The organism is Streptomyces sp. NPDC045998, from assembly GCF_056430285.1.
Window position 1 is genome coordinate 777,295 of record NZ_JBWKLJ010000002.1, and the last position, 15,014, is coordinate 792,308.

General features: G+C 73.9%; 14 protein-coding genes, 1 pseudogene and 1 riboswitch. Of the genes and pseudogenes, 13 read left to right on the forward strand and 2 right to left on the reverse strand.

Going from position 1 to position 15,014, the window contains the following annotated elements; all coding sequences use genetic code 11:
* Nucleotides 1-25: 25 nt before the first annotated feature.
* From AC07FJ_RS08435 to AC07FJ_RS08490, 12 genes and pseudogenes are all read left to right on the forward strand, one after another.
* Nucleotides 26-1,015: an NADPH:quinone oxidoreductase family protein gene (locus tag AC07FJ_RS08435; protein ID WP_479046677.1), complete on the forward strand. Its 990-nt coding sequence runs from the start codon at nucleotides 26-28 to the stop codon at nucleotides 1,013-1,015.
* Nucleotides 1,012-2,199 (forward strand): acyl-CoA dehydrogenase family protein, encoded by a 1,188-nt coding sequence (locus tag AC07FJ_RS08440; protein ID WP_479046678.1) that lies wholly within the window; start codon nucleotides 1,012-1,014, stop codon nucleotides 2,197-2,199. The genes AC07FJ_RS08435 and AC07FJ_RS08440 overlap by 4 nt, the downstream gene beginning before the upstream one ends.
* Nucleotides 2,178-3,302: an acyl-CoA dehydrogenase family protein gene (locus tag AC07FJ_RS08445; RefSeq protein WP_479046681.1), complete on the forward strand. Its 1,125-nt coding sequence runs from the start codon at nucleotides 2,178-2,180 to the stop codon at nucleotides 3,300-3,302. Before AC07FJ_RS08440 ends, AC07FJ_RS08445 begins: the two co-directional genes overlap by 22 nt.
* A gap of 87 nt (nucleotides 3,303-3,389) precedes the next feature.
* On the forward strand, nucleotides 3,390-4,994 hold the full coding sequence (locus tag AC07FJ_RS08450) for an ABC transporter substrate-binding protein (protein ID WP_479046683.1): 1,605 nt from the start codon (nucleotides 3,390-3,392) through the stop codon (nucleotides 4,992-4,994).
* Nucleotides 4,995-5,032: 38 nt separating this feature from the next.
* Nucleotides 5,033-5,998: an ABC transporter permease gene (locus tag AC07FJ_RS08455; protein ID WP_479046950.1), complete on the forward strand. Its 966-nt coding sequence runs from the start codon at nucleotides 5,033-5,035 to the stop codon at nucleotides 5,996-5,998.
* Complete coding sequence (locus tag AC07FJ_RS08460; RefSeq protein WP_479046685.1) at nucleotides 5,991-6,857, forward strand: ABC transporter permease; 867 nt, start codon at nucleotides 5,991-5,993, stop codon at nucleotides 6,855-6,857. The genes AC07FJ_RS08455 and AC07FJ_RS08460 overlap by 8 nt, the downstream gene beginning before the upstream one ends.
* A 59-nt stretch (nucleotides 6,858-6,916) precedes the next feature.
* Nucleotides 6,917-7,828, forward strand: a complete 912-nt coding sequence (locus AC07FJ_RS08465; protein ID WP_479046952.1) for an ABC transporter ATP-binding protein — start codon at nucleotides 6,917-6,919, stop codon at nucleotides 7,826-7,828.
* Complete coding sequence (locus AC07FJ_RS08470; protein WP_479046687.1) at nucleotides 7,821-8,483, forward strand: ABC transporter ATP-binding protein; 663 nt, start codon at nucleotides 7,821-7,823, stop codon at nucleotides 8,481-8,483. The genes AC07FJ_RS08465 and AC07FJ_RS08470 overlap by 8 nt, the downstream gene beginning before the upstream one ends.
* Nucleotides 8,484-8,580: 97 nt before the next feature.
* Nucleotides 8,581-9,453, forward strand: coding sequence for an ANTAR domain-containing protein (locus tag AC07FJ_RS08475; RefSeq protein ID WP_479046689.1), 873 nt, complete (start codon nucleotides 8,581-8,583; stop codon nucleotides 9,451-9,453).
* Nucleotides 9,454-9,654: 201 nt separating this feature from the next.
* Entirely contained in the window at nucleotides 9,655-10,560 is a 906-nt protein-coding gene (locus tag AC07FJ_RS08480; RefSeq protein WP_479046692.1) for a phosphatidylinositol-specific phospholipase C/glycerophosphodiester phosphodiesterase family protein, read from the forward strand.
* Nucleotides 10,561-10,685: 125 nt separating this feature from the next.
* On the forward strand, nucleotides 10,686-10,880 hold the full coding sequence (locus AC07FJ_RS08485; protein ID WP_355361474.1) for a hypothetical protein: 195 nt from the start codon (nucleotides 10,686-10,688) through the stop codon (nucleotides 10,878-10,880).
* 181 nt (nucleotides 10,881-11,061) lie between these two features.
* Nucleotides 11,062-11,442: pseudogene (locus tag AC07FJ_RS08490) on the forward strand (peptidoglycan-binding domain-containing protein); the annotation flags it as partial.
* 153 nt (nucleotides 11,443-11,595) lie between these two features.
* Here AC07FJ_RS08490 and AC07FJ_RS08495 read toward each other — a convergent pair.
* Together AC07FJ_RS08495 and AC07FJ_RS08500 are read right to left on the reverse strand one after the other, a co-directional pair.
* Complete coding sequence (locus AC07FJ_RS08495) at nucleotides 11,596-12,816, reverse strand: phosphodiester glycosidase family protein (protein WP_479046694.1); 1,221 nt, start codon at nucleotides 12,814-12,816, stop codon at nucleotides 11,596-11,598.
* Between the two features lie 140 nt (nucleotides 12,817-12,956).
* Nucleotides 12,957-13,775, reverse strand: a complete 819-nt coding sequence (locus tag AC07FJ_RS08500) for an AAC(3) family N-acetyltransferase (protein WP_479046696.1) — start codon at nucleotides 13,773-13,775, stop codon at nucleotides 12,957-12,959.
* A gap of 125 nt (nucleotides 13,776-13,900) precedes the next feature.
* A riboswitch (ZMP/ZTP riboswitch) is annotated at nucleotides 13,901-13,989 on the forward strand.
* A gap of 20 nt (nucleotides 13,990-14,009) precedes the next feature.
* Here AC07FJ_RS08500 and AC07FJ_RS08505 point away from each other — a divergent pair.
* Nucleotides 14,010-14,876: a bifunctional 5,10-methylenetetrahydrofolate dehydrogenase/5,10-methenyltetrahydrofolate cyclohydrolase gene (locus AC07FJ_RS08505; RefSeq protein ID WP_479046697.1), complete on the forward strand. Its 867-nt coding sequence runs from the start codon at nucleotides 14,010-14,012 to the stop codon at nucleotides 14,874-14,876.
* Nucleotides 14,877-15,014 lie beyond the last annotated feature (138 nt).

A 15,014-nucleotide genomic window follows, 5' to 3' on the forward strand; every position in this document is an offset into this window, starting at 1 on the left:
CGTCCGACCCCTAGTGGAGGCCCGCATGCAGGCATGGCGCGTACACCGGAACGGTGAGCCGAGCGAGGTGATGCGGCTCGACGAGGTGGACCGGCCCACGCCCGGCGAGGGGCAGCTGCTGCTGAAGGTCCGGGCCGCGAACATCAACTTCCCGGACGCCCTGCTGTGCCGGGGCCACTACCAGGTGCGCCCGCCCCTGCCGTTCACGCCCGGCGTGGAGGTCTGCGGCGAGACCGAGGACGGCCGCCGCGTGATCGCCACGCCCGCGCTGCCGTACGGCGGCCTCGCCGAGTACGCCGTCGCCGACGCGGCCGCCGTGCTGCCCGCGCCCGACGCCCTCGACGACGCCGAGGCCGCCGCCCTCCACATCGGCTACCAGACCGGCTTCTTCGGACTGCACCGCAGGGCCGGGCTCCGCGAGGGCGAGACGCTCCTCGTCCACGCCGCCGCCGGCGGGGTCGGCAGCGCCGCCGTACAGCTGGGAAAGGCGACCGGCGCCACCGTCATCGGCGTCGTCGGCGGCGCCGACAAGGCCGCCGTCGCCCGCGAACTCGGCTGTGACCTGGTCATCGACCGCCGCAGCGACGACATCGTCGCCGCCGTGAAGGACGCCACCGGCGGCCGGGGCGCCGACGTCGTCTACGACCCGGTCGGCGGCGACGCGTACGCCAAGTCCGCCAAGTGCGTGGCGTTCGAGGGCCGGATCGTCGTCGTCGGCTTCGCGAGCGGCGACATCCCGGCGCCCGCCCTCAACCACGCCCTCGTCAAGAACTACTCGATCCTGGGCCTGCACTGGGGCCTGTACAACCAGCGGGACCCCGAGGCCGTCCGCCGCTGCCACGACACGCTCACCGAGTACGCCGCCAAGGGCCTGATCAAGCCGCTGATCAGCGACCGGGTCGGCTTCGCGGACGCGGCGGCCGCCGTGCAGCGCGTCGCCGACGGCACCACGACGGGTCGCCTCGTCGTCCTCCCGGCCGCGGGGGAAGCCCTCACGGAAGGAGCCGCCAAGTGACCGACGCCGCCGAACTGCGCGCACGCACGCGCGCGTTGCTGGAGGCCCACCCTCCGGCCACCACCGACCGCGCCGACTTCCTCGCGGCCCGCTTCGACGCCGGGCTCGCCTGGGTCCACTACCCCGTCGGCCTCGGCGGCCTCGACGCGCCGCGCTCCCTCCAGGCCGTCGTCGACGCCGAGCTGGCGGCCGCCGGAGCGCCCGACAACGACCCGCGCCGCATCGGCATCGGGCTCGGCATGGCGGCCCCGACGATCCTCGCGTACGGCACCGAGGAGCAGAAGCGCCGCTTCCTGCGCCCCCTGTGGCTGGGGGAGGAGGTCTGGTGCCAGCTGTTCAGCGAGCCCGGCGCCGGCTCCGACCTCGCCGCGCTCGCCACCCGGGCGGTCCGGGACGGGGACGGCGGGGACTGGGTGGTCAACGGGCAGAAGGTGTGGACCTCCAGCGCCCACGTCGCCCGCTGGGCGATCCTCATCGCCCGCACCGACCCCGACGTGCCCAAGCACCGGGGCATCACGTACTTCCTGTGCGACATGACCGACCCGGGCGTCGAGGTCCGGCCGCTGCGCCAGATCACCGGCGAGGCCGAGTTCAACGAGGTCTTCCTCACCGACGTCCGCATCCCCGACGCCCACCGCCTCGGCGAGGTCGGCGAGGGATGGAAGGTCGCCCAGACCACGCTGAACAACGAGCGGGTCGCCATCGGCGGCGCCCGCATCCCGCGCGAGGGCGGCATGATCGCCACCGTCGCGCGCACCTGGCGCGACCGCCCCGAGCTGCGCACCCACGACCTCCACCAGCGCCTGCTCGACCTGTGGGTGGACGCCGAGGTCGCCCGGCTGACCGGCGAGCGGCTGCGCCAGCAGCTCGCCGTCGGCCAGCCCGGCCCCGAGGGCAGCGGCATGAAGCTCGCCTTCGCCCGCCTCAACCAGCAGATCAGCGGCCTGGAGGTGGAACTCCTCGCCGAGGAGGGCCTGTTGTACGGGGACTGGACCATGCGCCGCCCCGAACTCGTCGACTTCACCGGCCGCGACGCCGGCTACCGCTACCTCCGCTCCAAGGGCAACTCCATCGAGGGCGGCACGAGCGAGGTGCTCCTCAACATCGTCGCGGAACGCGTCCTCGGCCTCCCCGCCGAGCCGCGCAACGACAAGGACGTCGCATGGAAGGACCTGGCGCGATGACGGACCTGCTGTACACCGAGGAGGAGAACGACCTCCGGGCCGCCGTGCGCTCGCTTCTCACCGACCGCGCCGACCCCGCCGCGCTGCCCGCGCGCGTCGAGGCGGGCACGCCGTACGACCCCGCCGTCTGGCGGGGACTCGCCGCCGACATGGGCGCGGCCGGGCTCCTCGTCCCCGAGAAGTCCGGCGGACAGGGCGCCACGCACCGCGAGGCCGCCGTCGTCCTGGAGGAGCTGGGCCGCGCGGTCACGCCCGCGCCGTACCTCACCAGCGCGGTCGTCGCGACCGAGACGCTGCTGGCCGTCGACGCCCGGGACCTCCTGACGGAGCTGGCCGCCGGCCGCAAGGTCGCGGTCCTCGCCGTCCCGCTCGCCGCCGGACCCGGCGACGACCCGGTCACCACGGCGACCGGCGCCTCCGGGGCCGTGTCCGGGGCCGTCCCGGGGCCGGTCTCCGGGGTCGCCGACGCCGTCCGCGCCGACGTCCTGCTCGTGGTGCGCTCCGACGGGCTGTACGCGGTCGACGCCGCCGACGCCGAGGTCGTGCCGCAGACCCCGCTGGACCTGACCCGGCCCCTCGCCACCGTGACCGCCGACGCCGGCGGCACCCGCCTCGCGGACGCCGGCGCCGCCCGCGCGGCCGTCCGCCGCGGCCTGCTCGCCGGGGCCGGCCTGCTCGCCTCCGAGCAGCTCGGCGTGGCGGAGTGGTGCCTGGAGGAGACGGTCCGGCACACCCGCGAGCGCCACCAGTTCAACCGCCCCGTCGGCTCCTTCCAGGCGCTCAAGCACCGCATGGCGCAGCTCTGGCTGGACGTCGCGAGCGCCCGGGCCGCCGCCCGGAGCGCCGCCGACGCGCTCGCCACCGCCGCCCCCGACGCGCCGCTCGCCGTGGCCGTCGCCCAGGTGTACTGCTCGCGCGTCGCGGTACGCGCCGCCGAGGAGTGCGTCCAACTGCACGGCGGCATCGGCATGACCTGGGAACACCCCGCGCACCTCTACCTCAAGCGGGCCAAGGCGGACCAGATCGCGCTCGGCTCGGCGGGGCACCACAAGCGCACGATCGCCGAGCTGGTGGACCTTCCCGCCCCCGAGATGGCCGGGTAAGGACCGCGGTACGTGCCCACCCCTCTACATGATGTTTAATTGCGAATCGCTCGCAACAACATCCGATCTTCAAGAGGGGTGCGGACCATGACCGCCCGATCCATACGCGCCATACGCGGCACGGCCGCCGCGACGCTGGCCGGGGCCCTGGCCCTCACTGCGGCGGCCTGCTCCAACCCCACCCCCGGGGAGAAGAACCACGGCGCCGGGGAGAGCGCGATCGTCGGCATCGCGTACGAACCCGAGACGCTCAGCCCCCTCCTCGGCTACGGCAAGGACGGCAACTCCAAGATCTTCGACGGGCTGCTCGCCTTCGACGGCGACATGAAGCTCCAGCCCGCCCTCGCCGCCGAGCTGCCCGAGGTGAGCGCGGACGGCCTGACGTACACGTACAAGCTCCGCAAGGGCGTCACCTTCAGCGACGGCAAGCCGTTCAGCGCCAAGGACGTCGTCTTCACCTACCGGACCATCCTCGACGCGAAGACGAACAACCCCTCGAAGACCGAGCTCGACGCCCTCAAGGACGTCAAGGCGGTCGGCGACGACACCGTCGTCTTCACGCTCAAGTACCCGTACGCGCCCTTCGCCGAGCGCACGGTCCTCGCCATCGCCCCCGAGCACATCGCGGCCAAGCAGGACGTCAACTCCGGCCCCTTCACCACCAAGCCCATCGGCACCGGCCCGTACGTCCTCACCGGCTGGTCCAAGGGCGAGAAGCTCAGCTTCAAGGCCAACCCCCACTACTGGGGCGGCGCGCCGAAGGTGGAGAAGTTCACCATGGCGATCATCAAGGACGACGACGTCCGCGCCACCCGCCTGCGCTCCGGCGACCTCGACGGCGCCATCCTGCCGCCCAACCTCGCCAAGGGCTTCAAGAACGACGGCGGCAAGAAGACCTACGAGGCCACGACGTACGACTACCGGACCGTGACCCTGCCCACCCACAACAAGGTCACCGGCGACACCGCCATCCGCCGCGCCCTCGACGTCGCCGTCGACCGCCAGGCCATGGTCGACAAGATCCTCGAAGGCGCCGGCAAGCCCGCCTACGGCCCGGTCCCCACCGACAGCGAGTGGTTCACCAAGGGCACCGAGCGCCCCCACGACCTGGGACGGGCGAAGAAGATCCTCGACGAGGCGGGCTGGAAGCCCGGCCCCGACGGCATCCGCGTCAAGGACGGCGTCCGCGCCGCCTTCCCGCTCTGGTACCTCTCCGGCGACAAGCTCCGCCAGGAGCACGCCCTCGCCTACGCCTCCGACGCCAAGAAGGCCGGCATCGACATCACCACCCAGGCCGGCACGTGGGAGGTCATCCAGCCGCGCATGAAGCAGGACGCCGTCCTCGCGGGCGGCGGCTCACCCGGCGACCCCGACTTCGACCAGTACCTGCTGCTGAAGTCCTCCCTCGGCGGCGACGGCTTCAACAACATGGCCTGGTACGACAACCCGGCCGTCGACAAGGCCCTGGACGACGGCCGCAAGACCAACGACAAGGCCGCCCGGAAGGCCGCCTACGACACCGTCCAGCGCGAGCTGGTGAAGAACCCCGGCTACACCTTCCTCACCCACATCGACCACGTGTACGTCCTCACCACCTTCTGGGACGGACTGTCCACGCAGGTCGAGCCGCACGACCACGGCCTCGCCTCCGGCCCCTGGTGGAACGTCGAGGACTGGACCCCGAAGAAGTGACCCTCAAGCAGGCCGGCCGCCGCCTCCCCTGGGGGGCGATGGCCCGGATGGCGGGGCGGCGGGCGCTGTTCGCCGTCCCCGTCCTCCTCGTCGTGACGTTCGGGGTCTTCGCCGTCGCCGCGGCCTCCCCCTTCGACCCCGTCAAGGCGTACGCCGGCACCGCCGGACTCACCGCCTCCCAGGAGAACCTCGACCAGCTGCGCGCCAACCTCGGCGTCGACCAGCCGCTCGTCCCGCGCTGGTGGCACTGGCTGACGTCCGCCGTCACCGGCGACCTCGGCGACTCCAGCGTCATGCGCCAGCCCGTCGCCGACGTCATCGGCGAACGCATCGGCTGGTCCGTGCTGCTGGCCGCCACCGCCTTCGCCGTCGCCATCCTCCTCGGCACCGGCCTGGGCGTGCTGGCGGCACGGCGGCAGGGCGGCTGGCTCGACCGGTGCGCCACCTCCGCCGCGTACACCCTGGAAGCCGCCCCCGCCTTCTGGCTCGGGCTGCTCGCCATCTGGTTCTTCGCGCTCGAACTGGGCGTCCTGCCGGCCGGCGGTCTCACCGACACCGCCAGCGACACCGTCACCTTCCAGCAGGTCGCCTCCCACCTGGTCCTCCCCGCGCTCGTGCTGGGCGTCTCGCAACTGCCGTGGTTCTTCCTGTACGTACGGCAGGGCGTCGCCGACGCGCTCGACGAGGACCCGGTGCGCGGCGCACGCGCACGCGGCCTCGGGGAGCGGACCGTGCTGCTCGGGCACGCGCTGCGGTCCGGGATGCTGCCGATGCTCACGCTCATCGGTTCACGCGTGCCGGAACTGATCACGGGCGCCTTGCTTGTTGAGTCGGTTTTCAGCTGGCCGGGCATCGCGGCCGCGACCGTGCAGGCCGCCACCTCCGTCGACTTCCCGCTCCTCGCCGCACTCACCGTGCTCGCCACGGCCGCGGTGCTGCTGGGCAACCTCCTCTCCGACCTGCTGTACGGACTCGCCGACCCGAGGGTGGGCTTCGATGGCTGACGTCCTCTGGCGCTCCCACGGGCGCACCCGCCGCTCCACCCGCACCGCACGGGTCGCGGTCTCCGCCGTGATCGTCGCGGCGGTCGTCCTCGCCGTGCTCGTCGTACCGCCGCTGGTGCGGCTCGACCAGCAGGCCGTCGACCTGTCGCTGAAGCTCCAGCCGCCGTCCTGGGCCCATCCCTTCGGCACCGACGACGTCGGCCGCGACCTGCTCCTGCGCTGCGTGTACGGGCTGCGCGTCTCGCTCCTCGTCGGGCTCGTCGCGGCGCTCGTCGCCACCGTCATCGGCACGGCCGTGGGCGCGGCCGCCGCCGCCTTCGGCGGCTGGACCGACCGCCTCCTCATGCGGCTCGTCGACACCTTCGCCTCGGTACCGCACCTGCTGCTCGGCATCTTCATCGTGGCGATGTTCCGCCCCGGCGTGTGGCCCGTCATCGTCTCCGTCGCGCTCACGCACTGGCTGTCCACCGCCCGGATCGTCCGCTCCGAGGTGCTGTCGCTGCGCGCGCGCCCCTACATCGACGCGGCGATCTCGGGCGGCGCCTCGCGGTGGCGCGTGACCGTCCGGCATCTGCTGCCGGCGGTGTTGCCGCAGGCGGGGCTCGCGGCCGTGCTGATGGTGCCGCACGCCATGTGGCACGAGTCGGCGCTGTCCTTCCTGGGGCTGGGCCTGCCGCCCCACCAGGCGAGCCTCGGCAACCTGGTGCAGACGGCGCGCGGTTCGCTGCTCGCCGGCGACTGGTGGCCGACACTCTTCCCCGGCCTGTTCCTGATCATCCCGACGCTCGCCATCGCCGGCCTGGCCGGTGCCTGGCGGGAACGGCTCAACCCGCGCCGCCGATCGGAGCTGATGCTGTGAGCCCCGTGAACCCCGTGACTCCCGTCCTCTCCGTACGGGAGCTGTCCGTGCGCTTCCGGATGCGCGGCGGCCGCCACATCGCCGCCGTCAGCGGCGCGAGCTTCGACCTGGCGGCGGGGGAGTGCCTCGCCCTCGTCGGCGAGAGCGGCTGCGGCAAGTCCGTCCTCGCCTCCGCCCTGCTCGGTCTGCTGCCCGGCAACGCGCAGACCGCCGGCACTGCGGTGATCGACGGCATCGACGTGCTCTCCGCCGACGAGCGCGTCCTCGCCCGTACCGTACGGGGCCGGCGCATCGGTCTCGTACCGCAGTCCCCGGCCGCGCACCTCACCCCCGTACGCACCGTACGGGCGCAGCTGGAGGAGACCCTGCGCGAGCTGACCGGCACACCGCGGGCGGACCTCCGCGCGGCGGCCGTCGCGGCCGCGGAGCGGGCCTCCTTCCCGCCCGGCCTCCTGGACCACCATCCGCACGAACTCTCCGGCGGCCAGGCGCAGCGCGCCGCCACCGCCCTCGCGCTCGTCGGCGACGCGCCGCTGCTGCTCGCCGACGAGCCGACCACCGGCCTCGACCGCGACCTGGTCGACCGCACCGTGGACGAACTGCGCCGCCACGCCGACGAGGGCCGTGCGCTGCTGATGATCACCCACGACCTGGCCGCCGCCGAGCGGATCGCCGACCGGGTCGCCGTGATGTACGCCGGCCGGATCGTGGAACTCACCGCCGCCGACCGCTTCTTCGGCGCCCCCGGCCCCCGTCACCCGTACGCGCGCGGCCTGCTCGCCGCCCTCCCCGAGCGGGACTTCACCCCCATCCCGGGCCTGCCCCCGGAGTTGGGCGCCCTGCCCGACGGCTGCGCCTTCGCCGCCCGCTGCGACCGCGCGACGGACGCCTGCGGGACGGTGCCGCGCCTCCGGGACGGCGTCGCCTGCCACCACGCCCACACCGCCGCCGAGGAGCCGACCCGTGCTTGAACTCGACGCCGTCACCGCCGGATACGACCCGCGCGCGCCCGTCTTCCGCGGCGCCTCGCTGACCCTCGCGCCCGGCGAGTCCGTCGGCCTCCTCGGTCCCAGTGGCTGCGGCAAGTCGACCCTCGCGCGGGTGGCCGCACTGCTGCACCGTCCGGACGCGGGCCGCGTCACCGTCGACGGCGAGCCCGTACGCGGCTGGCGCCACCGCGCGCCGCGCGAGCTGCGCACCGCCATCGGTGTCGTCTTCCAGCAGCCCCGCCTCTCCGCGGACCCCCGGCTGCGGCTGCGCGACCTGATCGCCGAGCCGCTGCGCGCCACCGGCCACCGCGCCGAGGCCGAGGACCGCACGGCCGAGCTGGCCCGCACGGTGGGGCTCACCGACGACCTGCTCGCCCGCCGCCCGCACGAGGTCAGCGACGGCCAGCTCCAGCGCGCCTGCCTCGCCCGCGCCCTGGTGCTGCGCCCGCGCTGGCTGGTCTGCGACGAGATGACCGCGATGCTCGACGCCTCCACGACCGCCGCGCTGGTCGCCGCCGTCGAGACGTACCGCCGTGAGCACGGCGCCGGACTCCTCGCCGTCGGCCACGACCGGGTCCTGCTGGAGCGCTGGTGCGACCGTACGGTGGACTGGGCGGAGTGCGTGCGCGGGGCATGACCAGCGGCCGGCTCGCCGTGCCCTTCGAGTGGCGCTGGACCACCCGGGTGAGTGACCACACAGTGTGATCCGCGCGGGCCGGGGCAGGCGCGCCTCCATGACCGACACCCCCCGGCCCGGTGCGTGGGACACCGACGGCACGAGCGCCCTGGACGAACTGGCGCGGCTACGCGACGAAGTGCGGCACCTGCGTGTCCAGGCCCGTAACCGCCCCCTGATCGCCCAGGCGCAGGGCATCCTCCGCGAGCGCTACCGGCTGGCGGACGCGGAGGCCGCGTTCGCGCTGATGCAGCAGGCCTCGCAGCGCTTCAACGTCAAGCTGCGCACCCTCGCCGAGGCCGTGGTGCGGCTCGCCCGGCCGGACCACGGGGCGGAGCGCTGGTTCCCGGGCCGGGCCCGGCGCCCCGCCCCGAGCCTGGACCTCCTCGCCATCGACGACGCGGCACACGCGCACCGCGGCGCCGTGCTCCAGGCGACGCTCTCGCAGACGCTGGCGGTCACGGCCACGGACATGGGCAACGTCCAGATCGGGGACCACGCCACGGGCGGGCTGTGGCTGGAGAAACACGCGGGGCTGAGCGAGGAGTTCGTGAGCTTCTTCCAGTACGTCGGGGACGACGGCACCGCCTGTGCGCAGGCGGCGCGGGACATGGCCCAGGTCACCGTCCGCGACGTCTCCACCGCCCCGGTGTTCACCGAGGACGCCCGTCAGGCGGTCCTCGACGCGGGCAGCCGCTCCGTGCACAGCGTGCCCCTGGTGAGCGACGGCCGCTGCATCGGGATGGTCTCCGCCCACTTCGCACGCCCCATCCAGGAGCTCCACGCCGCCCAGCTCAAGGCCCTGGACCGGACCGGCCGTCAGGTGGGGCGCTGGCTGGACTGGTACGACCGCACGGTGGTCCTCGACGCGCTCGAGTACCTGCACGCCGTGGCACGTCACCCCGGTATGACACGCGCCCGGCGCCGCTGAGGACGCCCCGGCACGCGTGCCCCGTCGGCCAACTGCGAGCGAGGGTGACCCGGTTGTCCGGACGGAGCCGCATACTCGGGACCGTCCCCCTAGGGGTGTCTTGTCGACCAGGCCCGATCAGGCCCGATCAGTGAGCGGCACCAGGCGTCGCGAGCCCGGCAAGATCGGCAAGACACCCCCTAGCACCCACGGGAGGTCCTCATGGCGCCACTGTCCCGCCGGTCCGCCGTCGCCGCCTTCGCCACGCTCACCGCAGCCGCCCCTTTAGGGGGTGTCCTGCCCGCACAGCGGGCCGCCGCCGCGCACCGGGCGGCGCCCGTCAGGCCGCTGCGCCGCGCCCACGCGCACAACGACTACCTTCACCAGCGGCCGCTCCACGACGCCCTCGCACACGGGTTCACCAGCGTCGAGGCGGATGTCTTCCTGGTCGGCGGCGACCTGCTCGTCGCCCACGAGCCCTGGCAGCTCGACCCCACCCGTACGCTCCGCTCCCTGTACCTCGAGCCGCTGCTCGCGCGCGTGAGGGCCCACCACGGGACGGTGTACGCCGGATACCGCGAACCCGTACAGCTGCTCGTCGACATCAAGGCGGACGGCGCGGCCGCCTACCGCGCACTGCACCGCCAACTCGCCCCGTACCGGCGCATGCTCAGCACCTTCGTGCACGGCACCGTACGGCCCGGCGCCGTCACGGCCGTCGTCTCGGGCGACCGCGCGGCCCGCGCCCCCATGGAGGCGCAGCCCGTGCGGTACGCCTTCTACGACGGCCGCCTGGACGACGTCGGCACCGCGGCCCCGGCCTCCTTCGCCCCGCTGATCAGCGCCAACTGGAACCAAAGCTTCACCTGGCAGGGCACCGGCCCCTTCCCCGCAGCCGAGCGGGCCCGCCTCCACGCCCTCGTCACCGCCGCGCACCGGGCCGGACAGCGCGTACGGTTCTGGGCCACACCGGACCACCCGGGAGCGGCTCGCGACGCCCTCTGGACGGAGCTGCTCGCCGCCCGCGTCGACCACCTCAACACCGACGACCTCGCCGGACTCGCGGCCTTCCTGCGGCGTACGGACGGCGGCGGGAACGGCAAGGGGACCGGTACGGGCGCCGCGTAACGGGTCGCGGCCGGTTAATACCCGTTCGGCCGACGTGCCGTACGGCCGTACGGCGCCCCCGCTCCGCCAGACTGGCCGCCGAATGCCGCACACCCCACGCGGCAACTGGCCGAGGAGGGCGACACATGGCCGTATCCGTCTCCGTGGTGCTGCTTTTGCTGGTCCTGGCGGTGATCTTCCTGCGCAACGGAGGCCTGAAGCTCTCCCACGCGCTGGTCTGCGCTCTGCTCGGCTTCTTCATGGCGAGCACCAGCCTGGCCCCGACCATCTACAACGGCGTCTCCGCCACGGCCGACGTGGTCAGCAGCCTCAAGCCGTAGCCGCGTCTCACGTCAGACGGCCGGAAAGCCGCGACTGGCGCAAAGCGCGTGGCTGAATCGTCTTCAGGGGGCGCCCTGATGTGCACCGACACCGGGAACCCTAGCCTTCCTTGCGAGCGGGCCGAGGCACGGGTTTCCGGCGGCTCGGCCCGGGCCATCGCCCATCGACGGAGGTACACCCATGTCCATACTCACCGGAGCCCGCCGCGTCGCCGCTGCGGGACTCGGCTCCGTACTGCTCGCGACGGGAGTGGTCGCCGTGACGGCCACCCAGGCCCAGGCCGCCACCCCCATCTGCAGCAAGACCGTCACCAAGACCTGGACGGACGGATACGGCAACAGGTTCTCCGGTCCTGTGGCGGCTTCTTCCACCGGATCCCTGAACTGCCAGCTGGGCCCCGGCAACAGCAGCTCGGCCGTCAAGGCACTGCAGAACTCCATCAACCGGTGCTACAGCTTCGCCAAGATCGATGTGGACGGCGTCTACGGTTCCGGGACCAAGGCCGCCGTAGCCAAGGTGCAGCGCTACCACGGCATCTCCGCCGACGGCCTCTACGGGCCGAGCACCCGGGCGGTCTTCAACTGGATCATCACCGGTTCCCAAAGGACCGGCCTGCCACGACTTCTGAACAACAGGAGGCCGGCACTGCCCAGGGGTGGTGCCGGCCTCTCGGTGGGTGGAGAGGGCCGCTGGACCGCACGTACGGGACAGCCCTCAGGACGCCGGTTTGACGAAGATCCCGATGCCGTTCGGCACGGCCCGCTGCACCCCGCCGCTGGGATGGTTGAGGACGCTCACCTTCGTCGCCCCCTCCTGCCGCGCCACCAACGTCGACGAGCCTCCGCCGTCCAGGTTGACGGCGTCCGAGGCGCCCAAGCCCTTCATGGTGGCGGCCAGTTCGGACACGGTCAGCCCCGACCGGAAACCCGGCCCGCCGTCCAGGGCGAGCAGCAGCAGGCGGGTGCCGTCACCGCCGACGCCCGCCGCCGTGCGTACCGCCGCCGTCACGCCGTCCAGCCCCCCCAGCGGCTCCCCACCGCGCAGTACCGGGAACCCGCCCACGGCGAAGCGGTACGACGCCGTCGACGCGTCACCGGCCGCCACCAGCTTGTGCCGGACGCTCACCAGGTCCCCGACCGCCAGCTTGCGCAGCTCCCGCGCGCCCTCCTCCCGTCCCACCAGGACCTCGGTACCGGACTCGATCACGCCCCTGCCGGGCGTCTCGGCGACCGCCTCGACCTTGCCGCCGCGTACCGTCACCTCGTACGTCTCCTTGCTGCACGGCGCGGACCGCTGAGTGTCCGTGCCGCAGGTGGCACGCACGCGTGAGGCACCGCCCCAGTCCTTGGTGAACACCCCGACGGACCCCACCGGCAGCGCGTACTGGTTCAGCCCGCCGAGCGCCAGCTCCCCGTGCGGCGTCGTGACGGCCCCGTCCAGGGCCAGTTCCCCGACCCGGGCCTTGCCGTCCTCGCCCACCCCCAGCACCTGACGGGTACTCGTCCCGGGCGGCAGGGCGGGCCCGAACCGCTGCCCGTTCGGTACCGCCGCCTTCAGCGGACGGCCGTCCGCGACCGCGGGGCCGACCGGTGCGCCGGTGGCCTCCACGCCCGGGTGCTGGGCCTCGCTGATGTGGAAGAAGTCGCCGTTGACCCCGGCCGTCGCGCCCGCGCCGTCGGCGAGCACGGACAGTGCCGACCGTGCCGCGACCACCCCCGGATACAGCAGCCCGGCCGACACGCGCGCGTCCGCCAGGTCCGCCGACAGCACATGCGCCCTCGCCGTCCCGCGCGCTGACGGGATGTCGAGCGTGCGGTACTCGACGCCCGTCGCGATCCGGGACCAGGCCGCGGCGGGCGCCGCGGGCGGGGCGCCCACCAGCCCCGCGCTCAGCAGGGCGGCCACTAGCAGCAGAGCCGTACGCGTGCGCGTCACAATCCCCCCAGGGAAGGAAGTAGGTCGGGGCAACGGAGCACCTCACTCGGGTCTCGAAAGAGTTGCCCCACCCCGGGCGCCCGCGAACCGGCCGACCGACGACGAATCAGAAAACGTCCGCCGTACGGGTGTCGCGCCGGTCACCCGTACGCGCGGTTGCGCTCCAGCCACCCCTGGGCGTAGTCCACGGCGGGCGCCAGCTCCACCAGCCGGCACGTCGGCGCCGAACCGACCGGGCCCCGCCGTACGGCACCGGGACGGTCGCGCTCCAGGTCCGCCCCGAGGGCGGCGAAATCGCCGTCGTCAAGAGCCACGTCCTCGTACGCCCACCAACGCCGCACCCGTCCCTCACGGATGACACACCGGTAGGTGCGGCGCGGTGGCCGCGCGACCCTGTACTCCCCGAGGTGGAACGCCGTGCACCGGTCGAACCCGGTGCCCAGCAGCAGGATCCGCGCCCCCATGTCGTACAGCCGGGCCAGCGGCGAAGCCTCCCCCAGATGGCAGTCGGGACGGTGGCCGGACACCACCCGTTCGGCGTGCGGGCCCAGCGCCGCGAAGGACGTCTGCGGATGGGCGCTGCGCACCGCGCCGGCCGTCGTGCGCACGAGCTCGGGCAGCACCCCGACGCCGGCGTCCGAGGGCATGGCCGCAGCGTCGTACGCCGGCATCGCCTCCCGCACCGCCGCGCGCTCCGCCTCCCCGAGGCCCCGCACCCGTTCCCGGTACGCCGGTGACGTGTCCGAGTTGCGGGCGGTGAAGGTGGGCACCACCACGGTGCCGTCCGCGCCGAGCGCCCCGCACAGCGCCCGGAGCACGGTCTGACCGCCCCCCGCCACCGGGCCCACCGCCCGCAGCGACGCGTGCGCCAGCACCACCCCGCCCGGCCGCACCCCCAGGGCGGCGAGCTGGGCGCGCAGCCGTTCCTCGGTGTGCGGTCCGCTTCCGGCCTCGTCCACGTCGTCTCTCGTCCCCCTCCTGCGTGCGTAAGGGCTGGTGCGCGGTCATCGTAGGAGGCGGACCCCGCCCGTCCCCGCGGGAGCGAAGCCGTTCAGGACACCGTTCGATTCCGTGGCGTAGAGTGGGCGCGGGCCGTGACTGGCGCTGGGGTGGAGTACCACCGGGGAGCGGCCTGACGGACCGACGTCGATGCCGCGCGCCTGGGCGAGCCACCGCGACGCTCAGGAGTCCCCATGTCCACGACCTCGTCCACCGCCCGCCTCATGGACGGCAGCGGCCTCGCCCGCCGGCTCGTCGAGGAGACCGCCGCCCGCGCGGCCGAGCTCACCCGCCGCACCGGCACCCGGCCCTGCCTCGCCACCGTCCTGGTCGGCGAGGACCCGGCCTCGGTGACGTACGTCAAGATGAAGCGCGCCCGCTGCGAGAAGGCCGGAATCCGCTCCCGGCACGTCGAACTGCCCGCCGCGACCACCACCGCCGAACTCGTCGCCACCCTCCGCTCGCTGTCGGCGGACCCGGAGGTGCACGGCATCCTGCTCCAGCACCCGGCCGGCCCGCACATCGACGAGCGGGCCGCCTTCGAGGCCATCGACCCCGCCAAGGACGTCGACGGCGTGACCATCAGCTCCTTCGCGACGATGAGCTTCGGCCTGCCCGGATTCGTCTCCTGCACCCCGGGCGGCATCATGCGCCTGCTCGACGCGTACGACGTCGACCCGGCCGGCAAGCGGGCCGTCGTCGTGGGCCGCAGCGCCATCCTCGGCAAGCCCGCCGGCATGCTGCTGCTCGCGCGCAACGCCACCGTGACGTACTGCCACTCGTACACGCCCGCCGCCGACCTGTCGGCGGCGGTACGGGAGGCCGACATCGTGGTCGCCGCCGTCGGGCGGCCCCGCTTCATCAAGGGCGAGGACATCAAGCCCGGCGCCGTCGTGATCGACGCCGGCTACAACGAGGGCAACGTCGGCGACGTCGACTTCGAGACGGCGGCCGCCCGGGCGAGCCTGATCACCCCGGTGCCGGGCGGCGTCGGGCCGATGACCATCGCGCTGCTCCTCGCGCAGACGGTGGACGCGGCGGAGCGGCAGCTCGGCGCGTGACCCCGGGTCCCCGGCCGGTGGCGGCGCCGCCACCGGCCGGGCCGGGCGCTCATCCGCCGCCGGCCTCCGCCAGGGCCGACGCCGGGTCCGGTGACTCAGGGCCCGACGGCGACCAGCGGGCAATCCTCTTGCTGTACG

Coding starts and splice junctions, on each gene's coding strand:
- AC07FJ_RS08435 (WP_479046677.1), top strand. CDS start 26: ATGCAGGCATGGCGCGTACACCGGAACGGTGAGCCGAGCGAGGTGATG.
- AC07FJ_RS08445 (WP_479046681.1), top strand. CDS start 2,178: ATGGAAGGACCTGGCGCGATGACGGACCTGCTGTACACCGAGGAGGAG.
- AC07FJ_RS08450 (WP_479046683.1), top strand. CDS start 3,390: ATGACCGCCCGATCCATACGCGCCATACGCGGCACGGCCGCCGCGACG.
- AC07FJ_RS08455 (WP_479046950.1), top strand. CDS start 5,033: ATGGCCCGGATGGCGGGGCGGCGGGCGCTGTTCGCCGTCCCCGTCCTC.
- AC07FJ_RS08460 (WP_479046685.1), top strand. CDS start 5,991: ATGGCTGACGTCCTCTGGCGCTCCCACGGGCGCACCCGCCGCTCCACC.
- AC07FJ_RS08465 (WP_479046952.1), top strand. CDS start 6,917: ATGCGCGGCGGCCGCCACATCGCCGCCGTCAGCGGCGCGAGCTTCGAC.
- AC07FJ_RS08475 (WP_479046689.1), top strand. CDS start 8,581: ATGACCGACACCCCCCGGCCCGGTGCGTGGGACACCGACGGCACGAGC.
- AC07FJ_RS08480 (WP_479046692.1), top strand. CDS start 9,655: ATGGCGCCACTGTCCCGCCGGTCCGCCGTCGCCGCCTTCGCCACGCTC.
- AC07FJ_RS08485 (WP_355361474.1), top strand. CDS start 10,686: ATGGCCGTATCCGTCTCCGTGGTGCTGCTTTTGCTGGTCCTGGCGGTG.
- AC07FJ_RS08505 (WP_479046697.1), top strand. CDS start 14,010: ATGTCCACGACCTCGTCCACCGCCCGCCTCATGGACGGCAGCGGCCTC.